The organism is Acetatifactor aquisgranensis, assembly GCF_943193215.1.
Taxonomy (GTDB): domain Bacteria; phylum Bacillota; class Clostridia; order Lachnospirales; family Lachnospiraceae; genus Acetatifactor; species Acetatifactor aquisgranensis.
This window is the reverse complement of the sequence record NZ_CALPDH010000007.1, coordinates 104481-129032: the sequence shown is the minus strand read 5'-3', so window position 1 is coordinate 129032 and position 24552 is coordinate 104481. Positions and strand designations below refer to the sequence as shown.

19 protein-coding genes are annotated in these 24552 nt (G+C 53.5%); 17 read left to right on the top strand and 2 right to left on the bottom strand.

The window, feature by feature from the left end; translation table 11 throughout:
• The first annotated feature begins 36 nt into the window (after nucleotides 1–36).
• Nucleotides 37–921 carry an Hsp33 family molecular chaperone HslO gene (hslO, locus tag NFS35_RS08255; RefSeq protein ID WP_251206650.1) on the top strand — a complete coding sequence of 295 codons (885 nt, stop codon included), beginning with the start codon at nucleotides 37–39 and terminating at the stop codon, nucleotides 919–921.
• A 139-nt stretch (nucleotides 922–1060) separates the two neighbouring features.
• Nucleotides 1061–2974 (top strand): NAD(+) synthase, encoded by a 1914-nt coding sequence (locus NFS35_RS08250; RefSeq protein ID WP_251206700.1) that lies wholly within the window; start codon nucleotides 1061–1063, stop codon nucleotides 2972–2974.
• A 130-nt stretch (nucleotides 2975–3104) separates the two neighbouring features.
• On the opposite strand, the gene NFS35_RS08245 is transcribed toward NFS35_RS08250, so the two are convergent.
• A complete protein-coding gene (locus tag NFS35_RS08245; protein WP_251206649.1) occupies nucleotides 3105–3608 on the bottom strand; it encodes a hypothetical protein in 504 nt (167 codons plus the stop codon).
• Nucleotides 3609–3945: 337 nt separating this feature from the next.
• Between NFS35_RS08245 and glnA the strand changes: the two genes are divergently transcribed.
• The 9 genes from glnA to gatB all read left to right on the top strand — a co-directional run bounded on the left by glnA (nucleotide 3946) and on the right by gatB (nucleotide 15034).
• On the top strand, nucleotides 3946–5277 hold the full coding sequence (gene glnA / locus NFS35_RS08240; RefSeq protein ID WP_251206648.1) for a type I glutamate--ammonia ligase: 1332 nt from the start codon (nucleotides 3946–3948) through the stop codon (nucleotides 5275–5277).
• A 68-nt stretch (nucleotides 5278–5345) separates the two neighbouring features.
• Nucleotides 5346–5894, top strand: a complete 549-nt coding sequence (locus NFS35_RS08235) for an ANTAR domain-containing response regulator (RefSeq protein ID WP_251206647.1) — start codon at nucleotides 5346–5348, stop codon at nucleotides 5892–5894.
• Between the two features lie 44 nt (nucleotides 5895–5938).
• Nucleotides 5939–6793 carry a diaminopimelate epimerase gene (dapF, locus tag NFS35_RS08230; protein ID WP_251206646.1) on the top strand — a complete coding sequence of 285 codons (855 nt, stop codon included), beginning with the start codon at nucleotides 5939–5941 and terminating at the stop codon, nucleotides 6791–6793.
• Nucleotides 6794–6896: 103 nt separating this feature from the next.
• On the top strand, nucleotides 6897–8111 hold the full coding sequence (locus NFS35_RS08225; RefSeq protein ID WP_251206645.1) for an LL-diaminopimelate aminotransferase: 1215 nt from the start codon (nucleotides 6897–6899) through the stop codon (nucleotides 8109–8111).
• Between the two features lie 79 nt (nucleotides 8112–8190).
• The gene (locus NFS35_RS08220; RefSeq protein WP_251206644.1) at nucleotides 8191–9456 is read left to right on the top strand and encodes a DUF6056 family protein; all 1266 of its coding nucleotides are present in this window, start codon (nucleotides 8191–8193) and stop codon (nucleotides 9454–9456) included.
• A gap of 419 nt (nucleotides 9457–9875) precedes the next feature.
• On the top strand, nucleotides 9876–11627 hold the full coding sequence (gene aspS / locus NFS35_RS08215) for an aspartate--tRNA ligase (RefSeq protein WP_251206643.1): 1752 nt from the start codon (nucleotides 9876–9878) through the stop codon (nucleotides 11625–11627).
• Between the two features lie 20 nt (nucleotides 11628–11647).
• Complete coding sequence (gatC, locus tag NFS35_RS08210) at nucleotides 11648–11944, top strand: Asp-tRNA(Asn)/Glu-tRNA(Gln) amidotransferase subunit GatC (RefSeq protein ID WP_251206642.1); 297 nt, start codon at nucleotides 11648–11650, stop codon at nucleotides 11942–11944.
• A gap of 99 nt (nucleotides 11945–12043) precedes the next feature.
• Entirely contained in the window at nucleotides 12044–13567 is a 1524-nt protein-coding gene (gene gatA / locus NFS35_RS08205; RefSeq protein ID WP_251206641.1) for an Asp-tRNA(Asn)/Glu-tRNA(Gln) amidotransferase subunit GatA, read from the top strand.
• Between the two features lie 9 nt (nucleotides 13568–13576).
• On the top strand, nucleotides 13577–15034 hold the full coding sequence (gene gatB / locus NFS35_RS08200) for an Asp-tRNA(Asn)/Glu-tRNA(Gln) amidotransferase subunit GatB (RefSeq protein WP_251206699.1): 1458 nt from the start codon (nucleotides 13577–13579) through the stop codon (nucleotides 15032–15034).
• A 64-nt stretch (nucleotides 15035–15098) separates the two neighbouring features.
• On the opposite strand, the gene NFS35_RS08195 is transcribed toward gatB, so the two are convergent.
• Nucleotides 15099–15866 carry a hypothetical protein gene (locus NFS35_RS08195; protein WP_251206640.1) on the bottom strand — a complete coding sequence of 256 codons (768 nt, stop codon included), beginning with the start codon at nucleotides 15864–15866 and terminating at the stop codon, nucleotides 15099–15101.
• Between the two features lie 260 nt (nucleotides 15867–16126).
• Between NFS35_RS08195 and NFS35_RS08190 the strand changes: the two genes are divergently transcribed.
• From NFS35_RS08190 to NFS35_RS08165, 6 genes are all read left to right on the top strand, one after another.
• Nucleotides 16127–16636: a DUF6106 family protein gene (locus NFS35_RS08190; RefSeq protein WP_251206639.1), complete on the top strand. Its 510-nt coding sequence runs from the start codon at nucleotides 16127–16129 to the stop codon at nucleotides 16634–16636.
• Between the two features lie 93 nt (nucleotides 16637–16729).
• Nucleotides 16730–18184: an IMP dehydrogenase gene (gene guaB, locus NFS35_RS08185; protein WP_251206638.1), complete on the top strand. Its 1455-nt coding sequence runs from the start codon at nucleotides 16730–16732 to the stop codon at nucleotides 18182–18184.
• 217 nt (nucleotides 18185–18401) lie between these two features.
• Nucleotides 18402–19331, top strand: a complete 930-nt coding sequence (locus NFS35_RS08180) for an ABC transporter permease (protein ID WP_251206637.1) — start codon at nucleotides 18402–18404, stop codon at nucleotides 19329–19331.
• 11 nt (nucleotides 19332–19342) lie between these two features.
• Entirely contained in the window at nucleotides 19343–20293 is a 951-nt protein-coding gene (locus tag NFS35_RS08175; RefSeq protein WP_251206636.1) for a carbohydrate ABC transporter permease, read from the top strand.
• Between the two features lie 124 nt (nucleotides 20294–20417).
• The gene (locus tag NFS35_RS08170) at nucleotides 20418–22217 is read left to right on the top strand and encodes an extracellular solute-binding protein (RefSeq protein ID WP_251206635.1); all 1800 of its coding nucleotides are present in this window, start codon (nucleotides 20418–20420) and stop codon (nucleotides 22215–22217) included.
• A gap of 88 nt (nucleotides 22218–22305) precedes the next feature.
• Nucleotides 22306–24543 carry a helix-turn-helix domain-containing protein gene (locus tag NFS35_RS08165; protein WP_251206634.1) on the top strand — a complete coding sequence of 746 codons (2238 nt, stop codon included), beginning with the start codon at nucleotides 22306–22308 and terminating at the stop codon, nucleotides 24541–24543.
• The last annotated feature ends 9 nt before the right edge of the window (nucleotides 24544–24552 follow it).

Sequence of the window (24552 nt, the reverse complement as noted above, 5' to 3'; positions counted from 1 at the left end):
AAAAGGCGCAATTCAATTTGGGAGACGAGGTGCAAAATGTCAGATTATATGGTACGCGCCACCGCGGCAGGAGCACAAATCCGTGCTTTTGCCTGTACCACAAAAGATGTGGTGGAGACGGCAAGACGGGCGCATGACACAAGCCCTGTGGTGACGGCGGCTCTGGGGCGGCTTCTAAGCGCCGGAGCCATGATGGGCAGTATGCAGAAAGGGGAAGAGGACCTGCTGACCCTGCAGATTAAAGGGGACGGCCCGGTGCAGGGGCTGCTGGTGACGGCGGACTCAAAAGGCGGTGTGAAAGGATACGCCAACGTGCCGGATGTGATCCTGCCTGCCAATGCCCTGGGCAAGCTGGATGTGGCAGGGGCCCTGGGGCATGGTACGCTTTCCGTCATCAGGGACATGGGTTTAAAGGAGCCCTATGTTGGGCAGACTTTATTGCAGACCAGTGAGATCGCGGAGGATCTGACCTATTATTTCGCTTCCTCCGAGCAGGTGCCCTCCTGTGTGGGGCTGGGCGTGCTCATGGAGCGGGACAATACGGTCAGGCAGGCGGGAGGGTTCATCGTGCAGCTGATGCCTTTCGCGGAGGAGGCGACAATCGACAGGCTGGAGAAGAACCTGGCCGGAATCACATCCGTGACCGCCATGCTGGACGCGGGAGATACGCCGGAGCGGATGCTGGAGCGGATTTTGGAGGGGCTGGATTGTGAAGTGACGGATACCTTGCCGGTGGCCTTTTCCTGCAACTGCAGCAAGGATAGGATAGAAAAGGTGCTGATCAGCCTTGGGAAGAAAGAAATCAAGGATATGATAGACGAGGGCCGGGAGATTGAGGCGGGCTGCCACTTCTGCAACACCCACTACAAATTCAGCGTGGAAGAGCTGGAGACCTTGTACCGCAGAAGCAGGAGGCCGTAGTCCGTTCGTTTCGCACAGGCAGGAGGCCTGCGGTGTACGGAGGCATTGGAAAGGAAATCCGCCCGGGCAATGGCGGTGAGAAATGCCGGAGGTATCGGGCACATGGTTTTCGGGAATCGGGGAAGAAAAGAGGGACGACATGAAGCAGGGATTCATCAAGGTGGCGGCTGTGACGCCCAAAATCAAAGTGGCTGACCCGGTCTACAACGGGGGCGCGATCTGCGAGAGGCTGGAGGAAGCCTGGAGGAAAGGAGCGAAGATCATCGTCTTCCCGGAACTTTGCGTCACAGGGTATACCTGCGGGGATCTGTTCCTGCAGGAGCTTCTCCTGCAGGAGGCGGCGGATCAGCTGTCACGCATCGCGGAGCGAACCCGGGGCAAGGATGCGCTGGTCATGGTGGGACTGCCCCTGGAGCGGGAGGGGAGGCTCTACAATGTGGCGGCTGTGCTCTGGAACGGTGAGATACTGGGGATGATTCCCAAGGCGAATATCCCTTCTTATGCGGAATTTTACGAGGGACGGCACTTTACAGAGGGCAATGCGGAGCCTGTTCCCTTTTCTTTCATGGGGAAGACCATTCCTTTCGGGACCAATATCCTCTTTCCCTGTGAGACAGTGCACGGCCTAACGGTGGGCTGTGAAATCTGCGAGGATTTGTGGGTGGCGGACGCCCCGGCGGTGAACCATGCGCTGAAAGGCGCCACTGTCATCGCGAACCTGTCTGCCTCCAATGAGACCATCGGCAAGGACGAGTACCGGGAGCTTCTGGTGAAATCCGTCAGCGCCCGGCTGATCTGCGGCTATATCTACACCTCCGCGGGGGAGGGGGAGTCCACCCAGGATCTGGTGTTTGGCGGACATGACCTGATTGCGGAGAACGGCACGGTTCTTGCCCGGGTGAAGAAATTTACCTGCGAGACGCTATACGGCGATATCGATGTGGGAAAGCTTCTGGCGGACAGGAGACGCATGGGGACTTTCGGCAGGGAGCCGGAGGCGCCTTATGTGAAAGTGCCTTTCCGGCTGGAAGTGGCGGAGACAGAGCTGGGGCGCTGCTTTGCGCCTATGCCTTTTGTGCCCGGGGATGAGGAGAAGCGGCGGGCGCGCTGTGAGGAAATCCTTTCCATCCAGTCCATGGGCCTTAAGAAGCGGTATGAGCACACTGGTCTGACCAGAGCGGTACTGGGCATCTCCGGCGGTCTGGATTCCACCCTGGCGCTGCTGGTGACGGCGCGTGCCTTTGACATGCTGGGGATTGACAGGAAAGGCATCATAGCGGTGACCATGCCCTGCTTCGGCACCACGGACAGGACTTATGAGAATGCCTGCCTGCTGGCGCGCACCCTGGGTACGACGCTGGAGGAAGTGGATATCAAGGAGGCGGTAAAGGTACATTTCCAGGATATCGGGCAGGACAGCTCCAGCCACGATGTGACCTATGAGAACGGGCAGGCCAGGGAACGTACCCAGGTGCTCATGGACATCGCGAACCAGAAGAACGGGCTTGTGATCGGGACGGGAGACATGTCGGAGCTGGCGCTGGGCTGGGCCACCTACAACGGCGATCATATGTCCATGTACGGCGTCAATGCCGGAGTGCCCAAGACGCTGGTGCGCCATCTGGTGAAGTATTATGCCGATATCTGTGACGATAAAGCGTTGTCGGATGTGCTGGAGGACGTCTTGGATACGCCGGTGAGCCCGGAGCTGCTGCCCCCTGTGGACGGGGTGATTTCCCAGAAGACGGAAGACCTGGTGGGGCCTTACGAGCTGCACGATTTCTTTTTGTACTATATGCTGCGCTGCGGCTATCCGCCGGCGAAAGTGTACCGGGTGGCGAAACTGGCATTTAAGGGGCAGTACGATGAGGCGACGATACGGAAATGGCTGAAGATTTTCTACAGGAGATTCTTTTCCCAGCAGTTCAAGCGTTCCTGCCTGCCGGACGGGCCGAAAGTGGGAAGCGTGGCGCTGTCGCCCAGGGGGGATCTGCGCATGCCGTCGGACGCCTGCGCCAGGCTGTGGATGGACGAGGCGGAGAAGCTGGGGTAAAAATATTGATATACCGTGATGGAAAAGACGGCTAAACGCCAGGACAGAATCGAAAAAGCGCAGGGGAGTTCTGCCGGTCCTGCGCTTTTTTCGTTGCGATTCATTCGGTGAAATGTCGTTTAGTCCAACCTTATTCCGCATTGCCGTTCTGGGCCGCCGCCTTATCCAGCGAAGCCTGGATGGCCTCCAGCAGCACCAGGGAGGTGTACTTGCTTTCCGCAGTGTAGGTGATGGATTCCAGTGACTGGCTCTCGTAGACCTGTTCGCAGATGGAATCCAGCGTGGGCTGCAGCAGCGGATATACGGTGGTGACGTCCTCATTTAAGCCTGCCAGGCGGATTGAGGTGATGGAATCTTTATCCACGATGACCTCCACATCCACGGTCTCGCTGCCCAGCACCAGTTCCGTGGTATAGATGCCCGGTATGTAGAGAGAGGAGACTTCCGCCATGACAGGTTCCGGGCCGGAGGCGTCCTCTGCCCGGGGTTCTCCGCTTCTGTCCTTATCCTTGTCTTTGTCCGGCAGAAACATCATGGCCAGAAGGACGATGAACAGAATTCCCAGCACGGCGAAGATTGCGGTATAGATCAGCTCTTTCATGTGAAGTACGACGATTTTGGTTTTAGCACTCATCCCTATTTCCCCTTGAAGATTATCTTGTCACTTTTTCTTTATAATAGATATGAAATAAGGCAGAGAATTATGCAGAGATTACCGCATTATTCATGCTGCAGGACGATACCGTCCATTCTGCCTCTGAATCCATGTCCCAAACTGCAGCTTTTCCGGGAGAATCATAAAAAGCCCGCTATGGGACGCGCACCTGTGTCAGGTCAGAGAAAGAAAAATCATTGACAAGCTGGAAATTGATTGCTATGATAGTGTATAGGACAAGGGCGTTCTTATGGTAAGGAAGAACTGCCCTTTTTTGTACGGAAAAGAACGGGATACAGCGCAGGAGGTTTGGTGAATGAAGAATTACACAAGGGACGATATTGTGAGATTGGTGAAAGAAGAGGATGTGGAATTCATCCGTCTGCAGTTCACGGATATGTTCGGCCAACTGAAAAATATCGCAATTACGGCCAATCAGCTGGATAAGGCCCTGGACAACCGATGTACGTTCGATGGTTCTTCTATTGACGGTTTTGTGGGAATCGAGGAGTCGGATATGTATCTGCACCCGGATTTGTCCACTCTGGAGATATTTCCCTGGAGACCACAGCAGGGGAAAGTGGCCAGGATGATATGCGATGTCTACCGGCCGGACGGCACGCCCTTTGAGGGGGACCCCAGGCAGGTTCTGAAGCGGGCCGTAGGGGAGGCAGGCGACATGGGATATACCTTTGAGGTGGGGCCGGAGTGCGAGTTCTTTCTGTTCGACACAGACGAGAATGCCATGCCCACCACGAACACCCACGAGCAGGCGGGCTATTTCGACATCGGGCCGCTGGACGGCGGAGAGAACGCCAGGCGGGAGATTGTCATGACACTGGAGGACATGGGGCTGATCATCGAGGCCTCGCATCATGAGAGCGCGCCCGCCCAGCATGAAATCGATCTGCGCTATGGCGAGGCGCTGACGGTGGCGGACAATATCATGACATTCAAGCTGGCGGTGCGGACTATCGCGAAGCGCCATGGCCTGCACGCCACCTTTATGCCCAAGCCAAGGTTCGGGGTGAACGGTTCCGGCATGCATATCAATATGTCCCTGCACAGGGATGGCAGGAATCTCTTTGAGGACGGTAATGACCCTAACGGGCTGAGCAAAGAGGCCTACTATTTCATCGGAGGCATCATGCGGCACATCAAGGGCATGGCGGCTGTCACCAATCAGCTTGTGAATTCCTACAAGAGACTGGTGCCGGGATATGACGCGCCGGTGTATATCGCGTGGAGCACTACGAACCGCAGTCCCCTGATTCGCATTCCCGCGGAGCGGGGAGGCAGCACCAGGATAGAGCTGCGGAGCCCGGATTCCGCCGCGAATCCCTATCTGATGCTGGCGGTATGCCTGAAAGCAGGTCTGGACGGCATTGCGAATCAGATAGAGCCGCCGAAGAGCGTGGACTGCAATATCTATACCATGACGGAAGCCCAGAGGAGAGGCCTTGGCATCGAGAACATGCCGGGGACACTGATAGAGGCTGTGGAGGAGCTGAAGAAGGACGGCTTCATCCTGGATGTGCTGGGAAAGCATGTGGCGGAGAAATATATCGCGGCCAAGGAGCAGGAGTGGCAGCAGTACAGGGCCCATGTGTCGGAGTGGGAGATTCGCCAGTACCTCTATCGCTATTAGTGAGGGCATTCTTCTGGACTTGCAGCGCCATGCGGAGAAGAATATGGCGGAAAGGGAGGTGAGGACGCTTGACGAACTTAATCGTGGCATTGCCGAAGCCCGAAGACGCGAAAGGCATCAAGAACGTACTGGTGCGGGGCGGTTTTCGGGTGACAGGCGTCTGCACCACCGGCGCCCAGGTCATCAGCCAGGTGGACGGGCTGGGGGACGGCATCGTCATCTGCGGCTATAAGCTGGCGGACATGGTATATTCCCAGCTGCGGGAATGCCTGCCGGAGGGGTTCGAGATGCTCCTGATGGCCTCTGACCGGTTTCTGAACCAGTGCGGCGGGGAGGGCATCGTGCGCCTGTCCATGCCGCTGAAAGTGAATGATTTGATCAGCACTGTGGGGATGATGGAGGAAGGAATCGTCCGCCGCAGGCGGAAAGCGCGGGTGGCTCCAAGAGTAAGGAGCGCACAGGAGGAGGCCCTGCTGAAAGAGGCGAAAGAGATACTGATGGCCAGGAATCATCTGACGGAGAATGAGGCTCACAAGTATCTGCAGAAATGCAGCATGGACAGCGGGACGAACCTGGTGGAGACTGCGGCCATGGTTCTGGCTATGATGAAAGCGTGAATGCACCTGTTTTGGGGTGTTGGGAAGGGAGGCAGGTTTTTGAATTGAAATTTACTAAGATGCAGGGATGCGGGAATGATTATGTTTATGTGAACGGGTTCGAGGAGAAGGTTTCGGATTCTGAAAAACCGGATTTTGTTAGACGGTTGAGCGACAGGCACTTCGGCATTGGAGGGGATGGGGTGATTTTCATCAATCCGGCGGCGGAGGCCGATTTTGAGATGGAGATGTACAACGCGGACGGCTCCAGGTCTGAGATGTGCGGCAATGGCATACGCTGTGTGGGGAAGTTCGTCTATGATAAGGGGCTGACGGACAAGAGAAGCATTACCGTGGTCAGTGCGGGAAAGGTAAAGTATCTGGACTTGACTGTGGAGGAAAACGGGGAAAACAGCTGCAGAGGAGAAGTGACCCGGGTGCGGGTCAACATGGGCAGTCCTGTTCTGGAACCGGCTCTGATTCCGGTGGAGGCTGCAGGGGACAGGGCGGTGGATGAGCCTATCCTGGTGGGCGGCAGGGAATACCGTATGACCTGCGTGTCCATGGGGAATCCTCATGCTGTGGTCTTCACGGAGCACGTGGCGGAGACGGCGCTGGAGCAGATCGGGCCTTTGTTTGAGAACCATGAGCGTTTTCCCAGTCGAACCAACACGGAGTTCGTGGAAGTTCTGGACAGGAAGAACTGCTTCATGCGGGTCTGGGAGCGGGGCACCGGGGAGACATTTGCCTGCGGCACCGGGTGCTGCGCTGTGTTGGTGGCAGGCGTGTTAAATGGCTTGACAGACAATGCCATAACGGTTAAGCTGTTAGGGGGCGAACTGTTCATTGAATGGGACAGGGAGGAAAACCTGATTTATATGACAGGCCCGGCGGTTACGGTGTTTGAAGGCGAAGTGTGAGAAGTGCGCTCACACAAAAGAATGCCCGGGTGAGTCCTGTCCGCAAAGGGGACTTTGTCCGCTTTGCGCGCATGCTTGCCAGGGCGGGCAGAGAGGGATAAAAATGTATCAGATTAACGACAATTATCAGAAGCTTCCGGGAAGCTATCTGTTTTCAACGATTGGGAAGAAAGTGAATGCCTACAGTGCGGCGCACCCGGAGAAGAGGATCATCCGTCTTGGGATAGGCGATGTGACGCTGCCGCTGGCGCCGGCTATCATAGAAGCCCTGCATGGCGCTGTGGACGAGATGGGGAAAGCGGAGACATTCAGGGGGTATGCTCCGGACCTGGGGTATGATTTCCTGCGGGAGACCATTGCGGAGAACGATTACAGGGCCAGAGGCTGCGATATCGGGGCGGACGAGATTTTCGTCTCCGACGGAGCGAAATGCGATTCCGGCAATATCCAGGAGATTTTCAGTCTGGATAACCGGATAGCGGTGTGTGACCCGGTGTATCCGGTATATGTGGACTCCAATGTGATGGCGGGACGGACGGGGGACTATGATTCGGCCCGGGAAGTCTGGAGCAATGTGATCTATATGCCCTGTACCGCGGACAATGATTTTGTGCCGGAACTGCCAAAGGAGACGCCGGATTTGATTTACCTGTGTTTCCCCAACAATCCCACCGGCGCGGCAGTCAACAGGAGTCAGCTCCAGGAGTGGGTGGACTATGCGCTGAAAGTGGGAGCTGTCATCCTGTATGATGCGGCGTACGAGGCATACATCACGGAGCCGGACGTGCCCCACAGCATCTACGAATGTCAGGGGGCGAAGAGCTGTGCCATTGAGCTGCACTCCTTTTCCAAGAATGCCGGATTTACGGGATTGCGTCTTGGATTCACCGTGATTCCGAAAGAATTGAAATGCGGCGATGTCTCTCTCCACTCCATGTGGGCGAGACGGCATGGCACGAAGTATAACGGCGCGCCCTATATTGTGCAGCGGGCGGGGGAGGCGGTCTATTCCGAGGCCGGAAAGGCGCAGCTGGAAGAGCAGATCGCCTATTATCAGAAGAACGCGGATTATATTTTCAATGGCCTGAAAAAGGCGGGCTATAGGGTGTCAGGAGGCGTCAATTCGCCTTACGTCTGGATGAAAGTCCCGGAGGGGATGACCAGCTGGGAATTCTTCGACTGCCTGCTGGAGAAAGTCAACGTTGTGGGGACGCCGGGTTCGGGCTTCGGTCCCAGCGGGGAAGGGTATTTCAGGCTGACGGCTTTCGGCAGCTATGAGAATACGGTAGAGGCAGTGGACAGGATAAAGACGCTGTAGCGAAAGAATTTATGGCGGAAAGACGGCGATGGTAAGTGCTTACCAATGACGGAGAATCGGCCGCGGCTGGTAATCTGCTGTGACAGAAGAAGTAACCGCGGCGGATGGATATCTGCGGAGCGGCGGGGAGGATTTTGGCAAAGTGACAGAAAAATCTCGGAAAATCATGTGGATAGCGACAGGAATCATGACGGCGGCGCTGCTTCTCGTGATGTTCGTCACCCATCGGGCAATACCGTTCATGATGGACGATTTGTGGTATTCCACCATGCTGTCAGACGATACACCGATTAGTTCCATATCAGATATCGTAAAGAGCCAGATATGGCATTACAATAACTGGGGGGGCAGGAGCATGACCCACGGCATCCTGCAGCTGACCTTGCTGGCGGGGGAACTGGCGGCGGACGTGCTGAATATAGTATTCACGCTGCTGCTGGGATGGACCATATGCCTTGTGGCGGAGCATCGCGGATTTCCCGCGCTATTTGCGGGCATGGCCATGGTGCTGGGCCTGAATGCCAACTGGCGCATGAGTATGTTCTGGCAGGCGGGAGCGGCGAATTACCTGTATATCACGGTATTCATCCTTTTGTTCGTCTGGTGCTATCTGCGGGAGCTGCCGGATGAGGGCAGTCTGCTGCCCGGATTCGGAAAGCCCACAGGAAACGGCAATGCTCCGGCTGACGGCGGGAATGGTAAGGCAAATGGGAACCATCTGCCCGGAATCACGTTATGGATTATTCCGCTGGGAATTTTGGCGGGCTGGAGCAATGAGAATATGGGCCCGGCGGTATGGTGTCTGAGCCTGCTGGTCATTTTGCTGGGCCTGCGGGAGGGGCGTAAACCCAGGCTCTGGATGCTGCTGGGAAATCTGTTCTGCCTGGCGGGCAGCATTCTGTGCATCGCGGCGCCGGGCAACGGGGTCCGCAGCGCCCAGATAGAGGAAGAGCAGTACGGAACCCTGTGGAAAGTTTTTTTGAGGAGCTATGGGGAGTGCAAGGGGGCCATGGAATATCTCTTTCCCGTCCTGCTGGCGCTGCTTTTCATGCTGTTCGTCAGCGTATGCGTCATGAAGCGGAAGATAGGGCGGCGGAACAGCCTGCTGCTCTTCTGTGCCCTGCTTTCCTGGGGCGCATTCTTCCTTTCGCCCCATTATCCCGACAGGGCTTCTTTCGGTACCATGGCGCTGTGCATCTGTGTCATCCTGTCGCTGGCAGGGCGCATGGTGCGGGAGAGGCAGGATCTGGCGTGGCCGCTGTGGGGCGGCGCCGCGCTGATCGGACTGCGGGGGATGTACTTCTGCGGCGAGTATCTGTCGATTCTGTGGGGATGGATACGATAGCGGTGCAGGAGGCAGGCATAAAAAACGCTTGCAAAGCATGATAAAATGTGATAGCATAGCGTCATATTAAAAAATGCCATGAAGGAGACTCTTTTCGGGAAAGGCAACAGGAAGGCGGCGTCACCGACTGAAAGCGCTGCCGGCGGGAACCGTTACAGGGAACACTCCGGAGCAGGCTGTCTGAACGGAGGAGCATCTGCTTCTGCGCTAGGGCGGCACGTCGCACGCGTTAAGTGTAAGAGTGGAAGAGCCGAGCATGCCTTTGATGGAAGGCACGGCTTTTCAAAGCGGGTGGTACCGCGGATAATCCCTGGATTATTCGTCCCGGATGCAGGAAACTGTGTTCCGGGGCTTTTTTATGTGTATTTGTACAATTCACAGCGCCTTTCCGGGACACGTCTACAGAGAAAGGAGCCGCTATGACAAACAGGAACTGTTACAGAGACATGACAATCGAAAGGATTGGAGAGCAGCACATCGGAGAGACCATCAAAGTAGCCGGATGGGTGGAGAATATCCGCGACCACGGCGGCGTGTCCTTTATCGATCTGCGGGATATGTACGGCGTGCTGCAGATCGTGATCCGCAGGCCGGGACTTTTGAAAGGGCTGATCAAAGAGACCTGCATCAGCGTGGAGGGGCCTGTGGAGAAACGGGACGAGGACACTTACAATCCCAAGCTTCCCACCGGCACCATCGAACTGGAGGCTCAGGAAATCACCGTGCTGGGCAAGGTGTACCGCCAGCTCCCCTTTGAGGTGATGACCTCCAAAGAGACCAGGGAGGAAGTGCGCCTGATATACCGCTACCTGGACCTGCGCAACGCCAAGGTGCGGGATAACATTTTATTCCGTTCAGAAGTAATCGCTTTTCTGAGACAGAAAATGACCCAGATGGGGTTCGTGGAGATTCAGACACCCATCCTCTGCGCTTCATCGCCGGAAGGGGCAAGGGACTACATCGTACCCTCCCGCAAGTTCAAGGGCAGGTTCTACGCGCTGCCCCAGGCGCCCCAGCAGTACAAGCAGCTGCTGATGGTGTCCGGCATCGACAAGTATTTCCAGATAGCGCCCTGCTTCCGGGACGAGGACGCCAGGGCGGACCGCTCTCCGGGGGAATTCTACCAGCTGGATTTCGAGATGAGCTTTGCCACCCAGGAGGACGTATTCCGGGCAGGAGAGGAAGTGCTCTCGGCGGTGTTTGAGAAATTCGCGCCGGAGGGCGCGGCGGTGACGCAGGCGCCCTATCCTGTCATCAGCTATCGCCAGGCCATGGTGGAGTTCGGAACGGACAAACCGGATCTGCGCAATCCCCTGCGCATCCGGGATGTGACGGATTTTTTCCAGAAATGTGCTTTTAAGCCTTTTCTGGGCAGGACAGTACGGGCCGTCAAGGTGCACGCCGAGATGAGCAAAGGGTTCCATGAGAAGCTGCTGCAGTTCGCGGTTTCCTTAGGCATGGCGGGGCTCGGATATCTGGAAGTGGCGGAGGACTTCTCCTATAAAGGGCCCATCGACAAGTTCATCCCGGAGGAGCTGAAAGGGGAGCTGCGCAGGCTGGCCGGGCTGGAGGCCGGGGACACGATCTTCTTCATCGCGGACAAGGAGGAGCGGGCAAACTACTACGCCGGGAAGATCCGCAATGAGCTGGGGGAGAAGCTGGGGCTGACGGAGCAGAATGCTTTCCGGTTCTGCTATGTCAATGATTTCCCCATGTACGAACTGGATCCGGAGACGAAACAGATTGGTTTCACGCACAATCCTTTTTCCATGCCCCAGGGCGGTCTGGAGGCTCTGGAGACGAAGGACCCGCTGGATATTATCGCTTTCCAGTATGATATCGTATGCAATGGCGTAGAGCTTTCCTCCGGCGCGGTGCGCAATCATGACATGAACATCATGGTGAAAGCCTTTGAGATAGCGGGATACGACGAGGAGACCCTGAAGAAGAAATTCGGCGCCCTGTATCAGGCGTTCCAGTTCGGCGCGCCGCCCCATGCGGGAATGGCGCCGGGGATTGACAGGATGCTGATGCTGCTTCGGGGCGAGGAGAATATCCGCGAGGTGATCGCGTTCCCCATGAGCGGTTCCGCGCAGGATCTGATGTGCAGCGCGCCCGGCGAGGTCACGGAGCAGCAGCTGCGGGAAGTGCATATCAGGGTGCGTGACTGAGGACAGAGAAAGGAGAAGAAATGGCAAATATCATCAGCGATGAGACCATGGAATATGTGGGCATTCTGGCCAAGCTGGAGCTCTCCGGCGAGGAGAGGGAGCAGGCCAGGAAAGATATGGGCAGAATGCTGGACTATATCGATAAACTGAACGAACTGGATACCGCGGGGGTGGAGCCCATGTCCCATGTCTTCCCGGCGCAGAACGTGTTCCGGGAGGACGTGGTGACGAACGGCGATGATAGTGAAGGGATTCTGAGCAACGCCCCCGCCGAAAAGGACAATATGTTCGCGGTGCCGAATGTGATGTCCCGGTAGGGGCATCCGCGGAAGAAAAGGTACGAAGTGCGGGAAGTGCTGCCGTTCGCGGGGCAGAGGTCTGCGCGGCAGGTTCCCGGAAAGGAAAAGAGACAGATTATGGATATTTTATCGCTCTCGGCCGTGGAGTTGGGCACGGCCATCCGGGAAGGCGCGGCCACGGCCGTGGAGGCCATGGAGGCTGTGCTGGGCCGGATAGAGGAATCGGAGGAGAAGCTCCACTGTTATATCACGATTGAGAAAGAAAAGGCTCTGGAAAAGGCCGGACAGGTGCAGAAAAAGATTGAGGCCGGAGAACTGGCAGGCCCTCTGGCGGGAGTCCCCGTGGCTGTCAAGGACAATTTATGCACAGCAGGGAGGAGGACTACCTGCGCTTCCCGGATATTAGAGAATTTCGTCCCCACTTACACTGCGGAAGCAGTCAGGAACCTGGAACAGGCGGGGGCGGTCATCATCGGCAAGACCAATATGGACGAGTTCGCTTTTGGGTCCACCACGGAGACTTCCGCCTACGGCGTGACGAGGAATCCCCACCAGCCGGAGCATGTGCCGGGGGGCTCTTCCGGGGGTTCCGCGGCGGCTGTGGCGGCAGGGGAGTGCTTCTTCGCTTTAGGGTCAGATACCGGAGGCTCCGTCAGGCAGCCAGCCTCCCACTGCGGTGTGGTAGGCATGAAGCCCACCTATGGCACGGTGTCCCGGTATGGGCTGGTGGCCTATGGCTCCTCCCTGGACCAGATAGGGCCTTTGGGCCGGACAGTGGAGGACTGCGCCGCGATACTGGAAACCATTGCTGCTTCCGGCGGAGGTGCCCTGGGGAGCGGACCGGACGGAGAGGCTGCTGCGGGAACGAGGAAAGACTCAACGTATTTAAATAGAAAAGATATCGATTTTACATCTTCCCTGAAAAAGGATGTAAAGGGCATGCGCATCGGCATGCCCAGAGACTATTTCGGCCAGGGGCTTGACGGGGAAGTGGCAAAAGCCGTGCGCATGGCGGCGGGGCTGCTGGCAGAAAACGGAGCTGTGGTAGAGGAATTTGACCTGAACCTGGTGGAGTATGCGATTCCCGCTTACTATACTATCGCGGCGGCGGAGGCCAGCTCCAATCTGGAGCGCTTTGACGGCATCAAATACGGCTATCGGGCGTCAGACGCGGAAGAACTGCATCAGATGTACAAAAAGACCCGCTCGGAGGGCTTCGGCCCGGAGGTGAAGCGCCGCATCATGCTGGGAAGCTTCGTCCTGAGCTCGGGCTATTATGATGCCTATTATCTGAAGGCGCTGCGTGTGAAAGCCATGATCAAAAAGGCCTTTGACCAGGCTTTTGCCGGATATGACTGCATTCTGGGGCCTGTGGCGCCCACCACGGCTCCTAAGCTGGGGGAGAGCCTGTCAGACCCTCTGAAGATGTATCTGGGGGATATCTATACGATTTCCGCGAATCTGGCGGGACTTCCGGCCATCAGCGTGCCCTGCGGGGCCGACAGCAGGGGGCTGCCGATCGGTCTGCAGCTGATTGGAGACTGCTTTCAGGAGAAGAAGATATTGCAGGCGGCATACACATATGAGCAACTGCGCAGAGCCGGTCAGGAAAAGGCTGTGCGGACAGGGGAGGGAAGATAAATGGCAACGATGAAGAGCGCTCAAATGAATAAGGGCTTTCCTAAGGAATACGAGACAGTCATCGGGCTGGAGGTGCACGTGGAACTGGCCACCAACACCAAGATTTTCTGCGGATGTTCCACCGCCTTCGGCGGGAAGCCCAATTCCCATACCTGTCCGGTCTGCACCGGCATGCCGGGCACTCTGCCCGTGCTGAACAAAAAAGTGCTGGAGCATGCTGTGGCGGTGGGCCTTGCCACCAACTGCACCATTACCAGATACTGCAAATTTGACAGAAAGAACTACTTCTACCCGGACAATCCCCAGAACTACCAGATATCCCAGCTCTACCTCCCCATCTGCCGGGACGGCTATGTGGAGATTGAGAGCGGGGAGGGAAAAAAGCGCATCGGCATCCATGAAATCCATATGGAAGAGGATGCCGGGAAGCTGATTCACGACGAGTGGGAGGACTGCACGCTGGTGGACTATAACCGGTCCGGCGTGCCCCTCATTGAAATCGTGTCCGAGCCGGACATGAGAAGCGCCGAGGAAGTGATAGCCTATCTGGACAAACTGCGGCTGATCATCCAGTATCTTGGGGCCAGCGACTGCAAGCTCCAGGAGGGCTCCATGCGGGCGGACGTGAACCTGTCCGTCCGGGAGGCGGGAGCGGCGCAGTACGGCACCCGCACGGAGATGAAGAACCTGAATTCCTTCCACGCCATCGCAAGGGCCATCGAGGGGGAGAAGAACCGCCAGATCGATCTGCTGGAGGCGGGCCAGGCCGTGGTGCAGGAGACCAGGCGGTGGGATGACCTGAAAGGGACTTCCTATGCTATGCGCTCCAAGGAGGATGCCCGGGACTATCGCTATTTCCCAGATCCCGACCTGGTGCCTGTGAGCATCGACGACGGGTTTCTGGAGGAAATCCGTTCCAGACAGCCGGAATTCCGCACGGAAAAGATGGCCCGCTACAAGGCGGAGTACGATATCCCTGACTACGACATCGAAATCATCACCGGCTCCAAGCATATGGCGGATATCTTTGAGGCCACCGTGGCGCTGGGAGGCCAGCCCAAGAAAGTGTCCAACTGGCTGATGGGGGAGACCTTGCGCCTGCTGAAAGAAAAAGAGATGGATCCGGAGGATATCCGTTTTTCGCCGGAGCATCTGGCCAGCCTCATCGCGCTGGCAGAGAGCAGGGCGGTCAACTCCACTGTGGCAAAAGAAATATTCGAACGGATGTTTGAAGAAGACGTCGACCCTGAGAAATATGTGGAAGAGCGGGGGTTAAAGATGGTAAGTGACGAAGATGCCCTGCGCAGGGCCGTGGAGGAAGTCATTGCGGCGAATCCAAAATCCGTGCAGGACTACAGAGGCGGCAAGGAGAGGGCGCTGGGTTTTCTGGTAGGACAGACCATGAAAGCCATGAAAGGTAAGGCAGACCCGGCCGGCGTGAACCGGATGCTGAAAGATCTGCTGTGAAGCCGGAATACGGATGCCATGAATGAAAACGGGCTGCCTTATACGGCAGCCCGGATATTCGGCTTCATTGTGCAGCCTGCGGCTCTAATATGAAATCCACATATTTCGGCACCGTCTCCAGATTCGGGCTGGTGGCGGGCACTGCCAGGACTCCGTCCCCGTTCAGGAAATAAAAGACTTCTTTCAGGGAATCCGCGTTGTCCAGATAGATGCCTACGGGGACGGGCTTTTCCATCATCTCCGGCTTCCTGGGATCCGGATGGGCCGGCGCCTGACTGTAATCATAGTCCGGATCATCCTGGGCGGCGCTGACCGCCTCGGCCACAGCCTGATCCATATAGAAGAAACAGGGTTCATATTTTTGAATCTGCTCGTCCGTGAGGACATCTCTGATATCGTAGAAGCTGTCGTTGTAGGCATACTGATCGATGACGGCCTCGTCCGCCATGATTACATCGAGTTCGCTGGCGGCGATGAAGACCATCAGCTTCTGGGTGGAGGCGATGGTGTCCTGCGTCATGGAGGAATTGTCGATGTGTATGGAGGTGTCGAACACGACATTGTACTCATCCAGATCGATTCCGGCGTATTCGGCAAAGTTCCGGATATGCTCCTCACTGGAAGCCATCTCATAGATATTGACCATCGCGGCAAAGAAAGCGTCCTCCTTGCGGGTCACAGCCTGGTAGATCAGAGAGCCGGCAAAGCCTGTGATTGCCAGGGCAGCGACGACATGCCATTTATAATAATCAAGAAAATAAGCAAACTTCTGTTTTGGAGTTCCATGCTTCAACGCTTCCCGTTCTTCTTTGAATTCATCCATTACCGGCATGACAAGTCCACCTTTCCTGCAATCAGTATTTACTGCTGCATTCACGTTTTAAGGCCGCTCGTGACTATATCTGAATCAAATCATATACTCAGGAGCCCGGATTGTCAATGGAACTATTCTAACAAGATTCTAAAAAAAAGATAAAAAAGCGCCGATCCCCGGCAGATTTCGGAAACCGCCTTGCAAGTTGGGGAAAGATAGGTTATTATGGTAAGTAGTGATATGGCACCAGAAACTAAGATAAAGGAAGGTAATGAAAAATGAGTGACGCTTACGTGGAATGTCTGGTAAAGGCGAAGCCTTCTATACTGGGCAAAATAGGCAGAGCCGTGCTGATGACGCTGATGGTGATCTGTATCCTGGCGATATTTGTGCTGCCTCCTCTGATGCTGTTTGCTTTCATAGGCGCGGTTGTGTTCGGTGTGGGAGCCTATTTCGTGAGGATGTTCACGGATCTGGAGTACGAGTATCTCTATCTGGACAAGGAGCTGGTGGTGGACAAGATTATGGCGAAGACCAGGAGAAAGAGAGTCGCCACCTATCAGGTGGACAGGATAGAGGTCCTAGCGCCCATCAAGAGCTATCATCTGGACAACTACAGGAACCGCCAGATGAACAAGGAAAAGGACTACAGCATCGGCGAGGAGCTTCAGCCGGACAGACGTTACCTGCTGTTCTATGAGGGCGGCGAGAAGATTATGCTGAGCCCTTCCGAGGAAATGATCAAGCTGATGAAAAATGTGGCGCCCAGAAAGATTTTTTCCGATTGAGATTATTGACATCGGAACCAATTTTTGTTACACTCAGAAGAATTATATTGAAACACTGACTGAACGGTTGCGTGACTGGAATAGGAGGAGAGTATGGGACAGATTATCGGTGAGGGCATAACCTTTGACGACGTGCTGCTGGTACCCGCGTATTCGCAGGTGGTACCGAACCAGGTGGAACTTGACACATGGCTGACGAAGAAGATTAAGCTGAACATTCCCATGATGAGCGCGGGAATGGACACGGTGACAGAGCATCGCATGGCTATCGCCATGGCGAGGCAGGGTGGTATCGGCATCATCCACAAGAATATGTCCATTGAGGCACAGGCTGAAGAAGTGGACAAGGTTAAGCGTTCTGAGAACGGCGTCATCACGGATCCGTTTTCCCTGACTCCCGATCATACGCTGGCGGACGCGGACGCCCTGATGGCAAAGTTCCGCATTTCCGGCGTACCCGTCACAGAGGGCCGCAGGCTGGTCGGCATCATCACCAACCGCGACCTGAAATTCGAGACAGATTTCACCAAGAAAATCAAAGAATCCATGACCAGCGAGGGGCTGATTACCGCCCATGAGGACATCACGCTGGAGGAGGCGAAGCAGATTCTGGCGCATGCCAGGAAGGAAAAGCTTCCCATCGTGGACAAGGACTTCAATCTGAAAGGCCTCATCACCATAAAGGATATCGAGAAAGCCATCAAATACCCTCTTGCGGCAAAGGATGCCCAGGGGAGACTCCTTTGCGGCGCAGGCGTGGGGATAACAGCGAATGTGCTGGAGCGCGTGGCCGCGCTGGTGGATGCCAAGGTGGATGTCATCGTGCTGGACAGCGCCCACGGCCATTCCGAGAACGTGCTGAACTGCCTGAAGATGATCAAGGAAAAATATCCTGACCTGCAGGTCATCGCCGGAAATGTGGCCACGGCTGAGGCCACGAAAGATTTGATCGAGAGCGGCGCGGATGCCGTCAAGGTGGGCATCGGCCCCGGCTCCATCTGCACTACCAGAGTAGTGGCCGGCATCGGCGTGCCCCAGATCACGGCCATCATGAACTGTTACGAAGTGGCCAGGCAGTACGGCGTGCCGATCATCGCGGACGGCGGCATCAAGTATTCCGGAGACATCACCAAGGCCATCGCCGCAGGCGGCAGCGTTTGCATGATGGGAAGCATGTTCGCCGGCTGTGAGGAGAGCCCCGGGGACTATGAGCTGTTCCAGGGCAGGAAATACAAGGTCTACCGCGGCATGGGATCCATCGCCGCCATGGAGAACGGCAGCAAGGACAGATACTTCCAGGAGAACGCCAGAAAGCTCGTTCCCGAGGGTGTGGAGGGCCGGGTGGCCTACAAGGGGGATGTGGAGGATACGGTGTTCCAGCTGTTGGGAGGCCTGCGTTCCGGCATGGGCTACTGCGGTGCCCATAATATTCAGGAGCTGAAAGATAACGGGAAATTTGTGAAGATTTCCGCGGCGTCCCTGAAGGAGAGCCATCCTCATGACATCCATATCACGAAGGAGGCGCCGAACTACAGCGTGGATGAATAAAGGATAAAAGAGAGCTTGCATGAGCCATACATGAAAAAGGGAATGTCCAGTGGACATTCCCTTTTTTGGACGTTAAAGTCCAAAAACCTTACTATTGTTGGATTTTAGCCGATTGCTTATCTTTTGCATGATGAAATCTTAGGAATTGTTCCTTGTGAATAGTTTTTTTTGTGCTTATACTTTTACCAAAAGAGCGAAAGCCGGAGGTAAGTATGTGATGAAGCGAAAAGATTCAAAACACAAAAAAGGGTATGTGCGCAAACGCTTAAAGGAGAGCTGGCAGTGGTACGTGCTGTTGCTTCCGGCTCTGATTCAGCTGATTATATTTTCGTATGGGCCAATGTACGGAGTACAGATTGCGTTTAAGGATTTCCGGGCTTCAAAAGGTATTTGGGGAAGTCCGTGGGTTGGACTAGACCACTTTGTACGCTTTATACAATATCCCAATTTTTGGAAGCTGCTTAAAAATACGCTGTCAATCACTACATTGTCGCTGGCTACTTTTCCCTGTGCCATTATTTTTGCGCTTTTGCTGAATGAAGTAAAAAATCTCCGTTTTAAAAAGTCGGTACAGATGATTACATATATGCCCCATTTCCTGTCGGAGGTGGTAGTGTGCTCCCTGGTGATTCTGTTTCTTGACAGAACTTCCGGGCCTGTCAATAATCTGATAGCGGCACTGGGCGGGGAGAGAACCGCTTTTATGGGAATACCGCAAGCTTTTCCTTCCATCTATGTATTCTCCGGATTGTGGCAGAGTATCGGTTGGAGCTCTATCCTATATATATCGGCCCTGTCTTCCATCTCCATGGAAGAGGTGGAAGCGGCCAGGATTGATGGGGCCAGCAGGCTGCAGATTCTGTGGCATATTAATATTCCCGGGATTCTGCCTACGATTGTCATTACTTTCCTGCTGCGCGTGGGAAACCTTATGAGTCTTGGGTACACTAAGATTCTATTGCTCCAGAATGATTTGAACCTTGACGTCTCTACGACAATATCGACTTATACATATGAAATCGGTATGCTTCAGGGGCAGTACAGTTATTCTTCGGCAATTGGTCTGTTCAACAATATAATCAACATCTGTGTTATGCTGATTGCAAACCAGATTTCAAAAAAAGTATCACAGGTCAGCCTGTTCTAGGAGAAATGATGATGAAGAGAAAGAAAAGTGAAACGATACATAAGAAATCCAGGTGGTCAAATTATTCAAGGAGCGACAAAATATTTTTGATTGCGGTATACGCAATCCTGATATCGCTTACGCTGATATGTCTCTATCCGTTGTATTTTACAGTGATAGCATCGGTTTCAGACGCACATTCCGTATACCGCGGCGAAGTGAATCTGTTTCCGAAAGGATTTACCATGGCGGCATATGAACTGGTATTCCAGAACAAGAGCATATGGAGAGGGTATGGAAACACTTTGTTTTATACGATTGCGGGTACGGCGTATAATATGTTCCTGACACTTCCTGCCGCATACGCGCTTAGTAAGAAGCGCATGTACGGACGAGGCGTCCTGACGGTTCTGTTTCTGATTACCATGTATTTCGGAGGAGGACTGATTCCCAGTTATATTCTGTACACTAATCTGAACCTGATCAATACCCGGTGGGTCCTGATTATACCGGCGGGATTAAGTGTTTATAATATGATTGTGACGCGCATCTATTTCCAGAACAATATTCCGGAGACGCTGTACGAGGCGGCCAGGATTGACGGAGCCAGCGAATTCAGCATTTTCTTTAAAATCGTACTTCAGCTCAGCGGCCCTATTATTGCCGTAATTGCACTGTACTACGCAGTGGAACATTGGAGCAGCTATTTTTCTGCCATGGTTTATATCAGGGATACAAAGCTGCAGCCGCTGCAGGTAGTGCTGCGGAATATACTGATTTTAAATGAATCAGCTTACCAAGACGCCCTGCAGGCCAGTGATGCCACCGCGGAGACGATAGAGAATGCTGCGAAACAAGCTTATATGGCGCTGACGATGAAATTTTCCCTTGTCTTTATTGCCAGTGCGCCGATGCTTGCCATCTATCCTTTTGTCCAGAAGTTTTTTGTAAAAGGAATCATGATAGGCTCCCTAAAAGGATGAATGAAAAGTTCCTTAAATGTGTATTTTGAATTCTCTAAGCGCGCGGGGAATGCCAAAATAAATGAAACTGTAAACTCTAATCATTTAAATATGCCGTTCGTGCGGCAAAATGGAGGAAGCGAAAATGAAACGTTGTTTGGCGATATTGCTTGCAGCCATGCTTGTGGCAGGCTGTCTGACAGGATGTGGACAAAATGACGGGCAGGGCAGTGGGCAGACACAGCAGAGTTCTCAGCAGGATGAGTCGTCTCAGGAGCAGTCCCGGGAACAGGAGCCGTCTTCCGGGGAGGGAACTTCTAAAACTCCGATCGTGACAGAACCTGTGACAGTCAGCATCCTGACCTGCCGTCATGAGGGTACCACAAATGGGGCAGATGAGCTCTGGTTCTTTAAATATCTTGAATATTGGCTGAGTGAACAGGGTTATGATGTGACTATCGATGTGCAGCAGACAGAAGAGCCGGAGACAGCTATCCAGTTGATGCTGAACACGAATTCTTTGCCTGACCTTGTATGGGGGGCGGGAATTAATGCGACGAATATGGTGAAATATGGCGCGACGGAACACATCATTCTTGACTGGACTCCGTACATCAATGAGGAGACGATGCCGAATCTGCACAGTGCCTTTCAGGCTGATGCCAGTGCGCTGGATGCAAATATCTGTATTGACGGAGGCATCTATGGGCTGCCCTATCTCTCCATGCGTCAGGTCGGCGGCCCTATGCTGACTTTCGGCATGGTCGACCGCTGCTACGTCAATTCCACATGGTTAAAGCAATGTGATTTGGAGATTCCTGCGAATATCGAAGAATTTCTTGATATGCTTCGCGCTTTCAAGGAGAAGATTACGCTGGAAAACGGTGATGAAGTAATACCTCTGATAGAGAATGCCAATTTTTTTGAAAAGTTTTTGTGGACATGTCTGGGATTTTACGGCAATGATTTGTCCAAGTACGGAAACAGTGTGGCCATCAAGGACGGTGAAATCGTAGTGCCTGCGTACACAGAGCAGTATAAGGTATTCATGGAAATCTTGAATACATGCTACAGCGAAGGACTGATTTCTCCTGATTATTTTACCATGGATTCTACTACGGCGACTGGTCTGGCCCAGGCTGGCGTCTGCGGCGTGCTATGCGACTGGACGTTAGGAAATACGCCGGATTACGCCGAGTGGGTCGAAATCCCGCCTTTCCCGATTGGAGACACCGATGAAATCGCGATTTCCTTAGGCAACACATACGGTGCGCTGACTTGGGCATCAGCCGGCACGGAGCACCCGGAGCTGCTGGCTTTGATTATGGATTATTTATACAGTCCCGAGGGAGCCATGCTGTACAACTATGGCCCCCAGGAGGGGCAGGATCCCCTTGGACTGGTAGACGGTTTTACGGTAAAAGAGGATGGTACAATCACGACGAAGCTTGTTGAGGAAGGCAAGTTCCCGGTGTTTCAGGATTATGCGCGTCAGTATATCTATTCCTGGGATTATGTAGGGTATATGGTACGCGGCAGGGAATATGCCAGAGAATTGGGCGGATATCCGACCCAGGCTTCGGATTACAGTATCACGGATGTGATTACTGGACAGGCAATCAACGGAAAGGCCATGACCAACTATACTCATGACAATGCAGATGGGCACTGGCGTCTTGTCAGCGCCGATGCGGTAGAACCTTATCTGACGGCAATCCGTCTTCCGGCTGCTTTCGTGGATGAAGAGGATGCCATACGGCTTTCCGATATCAGTTCCGTGACCGACAATCACATTGATGCCGAGTCTGCAAAGTTTGCCAGCGGACTTCGCCCGCTGAATGAAATTGATGCGTTCCAGGAAGAACTTAAGGGCATGAACATTGAGGATTTGCTGGAGATTAACCGAAAGGCATATAGCACTTTCCTGAGCGGCTATTTTGATTAAGAAGCCAGGAGTATATATTTGCCTTATGGTCAGAGACAGGGGAAGTACGGCAGAGCTGCTTCCCCTGCTTTTGGACAGGAAGAGAAGGATGAGGAAGAGAGCAAGGTCTATATTTGTGCTGGCACTGCCGTACATGTTTACAGTTTTTTTGCCGATTATTGCGGTTTTTTGGCTGGGAAAAATGGTCACAGATGCTTATCTGGAAAAAATCGTGACAGACAAACAGAAAAATATTGAATCCGCAGTTGAAAGATTCTATTCAAAGATAAGCAATGTAAAAACTTTATCCTATATGATTGAAGAAAATGATATCATAGTGCGTTATGTCTATAAGAGCTTAAGGGGGGAGGAGCTCTCCCTGGTGGACAACATGGAAATCATGGAATTGCTCAGTAATTTCCTGACCAACAGCGATGTGGCGATTATGTATCTGTATGACAAAAGCAATCATCGAATCATTACTCCCAGAATGGTCTACAGTAATGCGTCGGATTATTTCAGGTTCGCATACTTGCTGGATGGCTATCTGCCGACAGAGGGCGTGGAGCGGTTAGATGCCTTTTCAAAAGGATATGAGTTCAGTCCCAGCATGAAAGTGGAACTGTATCAAAAAGCTACGGAAGTGATTGAATATAGGTTGATGCTGCCTTTTCAGATCAGCAACAATCAGCTTCAGCTAGTGCTGTCCATGGAGACAGAGGAGATTCTGGATGATCTGCTTGATGTTCTGGAGGAAGGAGACGAACTGTATCTGTATGACTATCAGGGGAATCTGATTTACGGAAATGGAAATCAGTATGAAGAGATGTTCCCGGATGATAGTACAGGGGGCCTGCGGATCCTGGAGATGGATAGGCAGAAAGTATATGGGATGGTCTGGCAGTCCGGCGACAGGTTGTGGAAGATGAAAATCGGTCTGTCAAATTTCAGCGTGAGAGGCGGCATTGATGCAAGCACATGGTACGTATGGTTTTTGATGGGGGTATCGCTGGTGGTCAGCGCGATGCTCTGCGCGTACTTTACCTTTCGTAATCACAGGGAGATTCAGGAGATACTGGCGCTGTTTCGGAAAGAGGAAGACAGTATTGTAGGATATAAGGTGATAAAGGAATATGCGGGCAATCTCATTGCCGAGAATGACAGAATGAAAGAGGACACGCTCAGACTGAAAGATGCTCGCAAATATGAAGTGCTTGATAAGCTGATTCGCAATACTTATGAAGGTCCGGAAGAGAGTTCAAAGGCGCTTGGCAGGGAATCGCTGCTGGATGGGAAGTGCGCGGTTCTGTGCATCAGATACAAGGGCGTGTCTTATCGGACTTTTGTTTCCGAGAACATTACGGTAAAAGATTTTACGAAAAGTTTTCTGGAGGAGATTATAGAAAGAAAATTTGAAGTTTTTGACACTTCTTCCAGAGAGACAATCTGCGTGCTGTATATGGATGGCAGGGATTTGAAAGGTGTGGCAGAGGATATCGTTTCCAGGATGAATGTGGAAATTGCGTATTGCTATAAAATCGATATGGAAATCGGCGTGGGAAATATGGTGGATTCCATATACCAGATAAGCGAGTCCTATCAACAGGCAAGAGCGGTGCTGCGGTACCGGGAGAGTTCCGGAAAAAATGTACACCTGTATTCGGAACTGGTGCAGCTGGAGGATGTTTACTTTTATCCGAAAGAGTACGATGAGATGATCAGCGACTATGTGATCGCGGGCAAAGGAGCGGAGGCGAGAGGGCTCATCCGGAAGATATACAGGGAAAATTTTGAGGAGAATGAAAGGATTCTGACGGCCAGCGCTTCGGAAGCCATAGAGGGAAAGCTTCGGGATTTGTTGATTCTGCTGGCAGGAAAATATGAGATTTCCATCGAAGACAGACTGGATATGATGCAGAGCAAGAAGAGCAGCATGAGCTTTTTCCAGCTTGTTTTAGAGACGGTGGATATCATCACAGAGAGCATCGTGAGCAGAAAGAATGACGCGAAACAACATACGGCACTTAAGATCATGCAATATATCAATGAGAACTACTGTGACAATATGCTGTCTTTAAAGCAGATTTCTCAGGCATTGGGGCTTCATGAGAATTATATATCCAATCTGTTCAGCAGTCAGTACGGAGAGCCGGTTTCTGTAGTGATTGAGAAACGGCGCATGGAGAGGGCATGTAAGCTGATTAAAAATACAGATATGAAAATCAGTGATATCGCGGAAGCGGTAGGATATTCCTCAGATGTAAGCTTTCGGAGAGCATTTAAAAAAATCAGGGGCATGTCCCCCGGTGAGTACCGCGCCAGCGGATTTGCAGACAGTGCAGACTGAACTTTAGAG

What these genes read in the sequence shown, in the direction of transcription:
- hslO (WP_251206650.1), top strand. Translation starts at nt 37, where the DNA reads ATGTCAGATTATATGGTACGCGCCACCGCGGCAGGAGCACAAATCCGT.
- NFS35_RS08250 (WP_251206700.1), top strand. Translation starts at nt 1,061, where the DNA reads ATGAAGCAGGGATTCATCAAGGTGGCGGCTGTGACGCCCAAAATCAAA.
- NFS35_RS08245 (WP_251206649.1), bottom strand. Translation starts at nt 3,608, where the DNA reads ATGAGTGCTAAAACCAAAATCGTCGTACTTCACATGAAAGAGCTGATC.
- glnA (WP_251206648.1), top strand. Translation starts at nt 3,946, where the DNA reads ATGAAGAATTACACAAGGGACGATATTGTGAGATTGGTGAAAGAAGAG.
- NFS35_RS08225 (WP_251206645.1), top strand. Translation starts at nt 6,897, where the DNA reads ATGTATCAGATTAACGACAATTATCAGAAGCTTCCGGGAAGCTATCTG.
- aspS (WP_251206643.1), top strand. Translation starts at nt 9,876, where the DNA reads ATGACAAACAGGAACTGTTACAGAGACATGACAATCGAAAGGATTGGA.
- gatC (WP_251206642.1), top strand. Translation starts at nt 11,648, where the DNA reads ATGGCAAATATCATCAGCGATGAGACCATGGAATATGTGGGCATTCTG.
- gatA (WP_251206641.1), top strand. Translation starts at nt 12,044, where the DNA reads ATGGATATTTTATCGCTCTCGGCCGTGGAGTTGGGCACGGCCATCCGG.
- gatB (WP_251206699.1), top strand. Translation starts at nt 13,577, where the DNA reads ATGAAGAGCGCTCAAATGAATAAGGGCTTTCCTAAGGAATACGAGACA.
- NFS35_RS08195 (WP_251206640.1), bottom strand. Translation starts at nt 15,866, where the DNA reads ATGCCGGTAATGGATGAATTCAAAGAAGAACGGGAAGCGTTGAAGCAT.
- NFS35_RS08190 (WP_251206639.1), top strand. Translation starts at nt 16,127, where the DNA reads ATGAGTGACGCTTACGTGGAATGTCTGGTAAAGGCGAAGCCTTCTATA.
- guaB (WP_251206638.1), top strand. Translation starts at nt 16,730, where the DNA reads ATGGGACAGATTATCGGTGAGGGCATAACCTTTGACGACGTGCTGCTG.
- NFS35_RS08180 (WP_251206637.1), top strand. Translation starts at nt 18,402, where the DNA reads ATGAAGCGAAAAGATTCAAAACACAAAAAAGGGTATGTGCGCAAACGC.
- NFS35_RS08175 (WP_251206636.1), top strand. Translation starts at nt 19,343, where the DNA reads ATGAAGAGAAAGAAAAGTGAAACGATACATAAGAAATCCAGGTGGTCA.
- NFS35_RS08170 (WP_251206635.1), top strand. Translation starts at nt 20,418, where the DNA reads ATGAAACGTTGTTTGGCGATATTGCTTGCAGCCATGCTTGTGGCAGGC.
- NFS35_RS08165 (WP_251206634.1), top strand. Translation starts at nt 22,306, where the DNA reads ATGAGGAAGAGAGCAAGGTCTATATTTGTGCTGGCACTGCCGTACATG.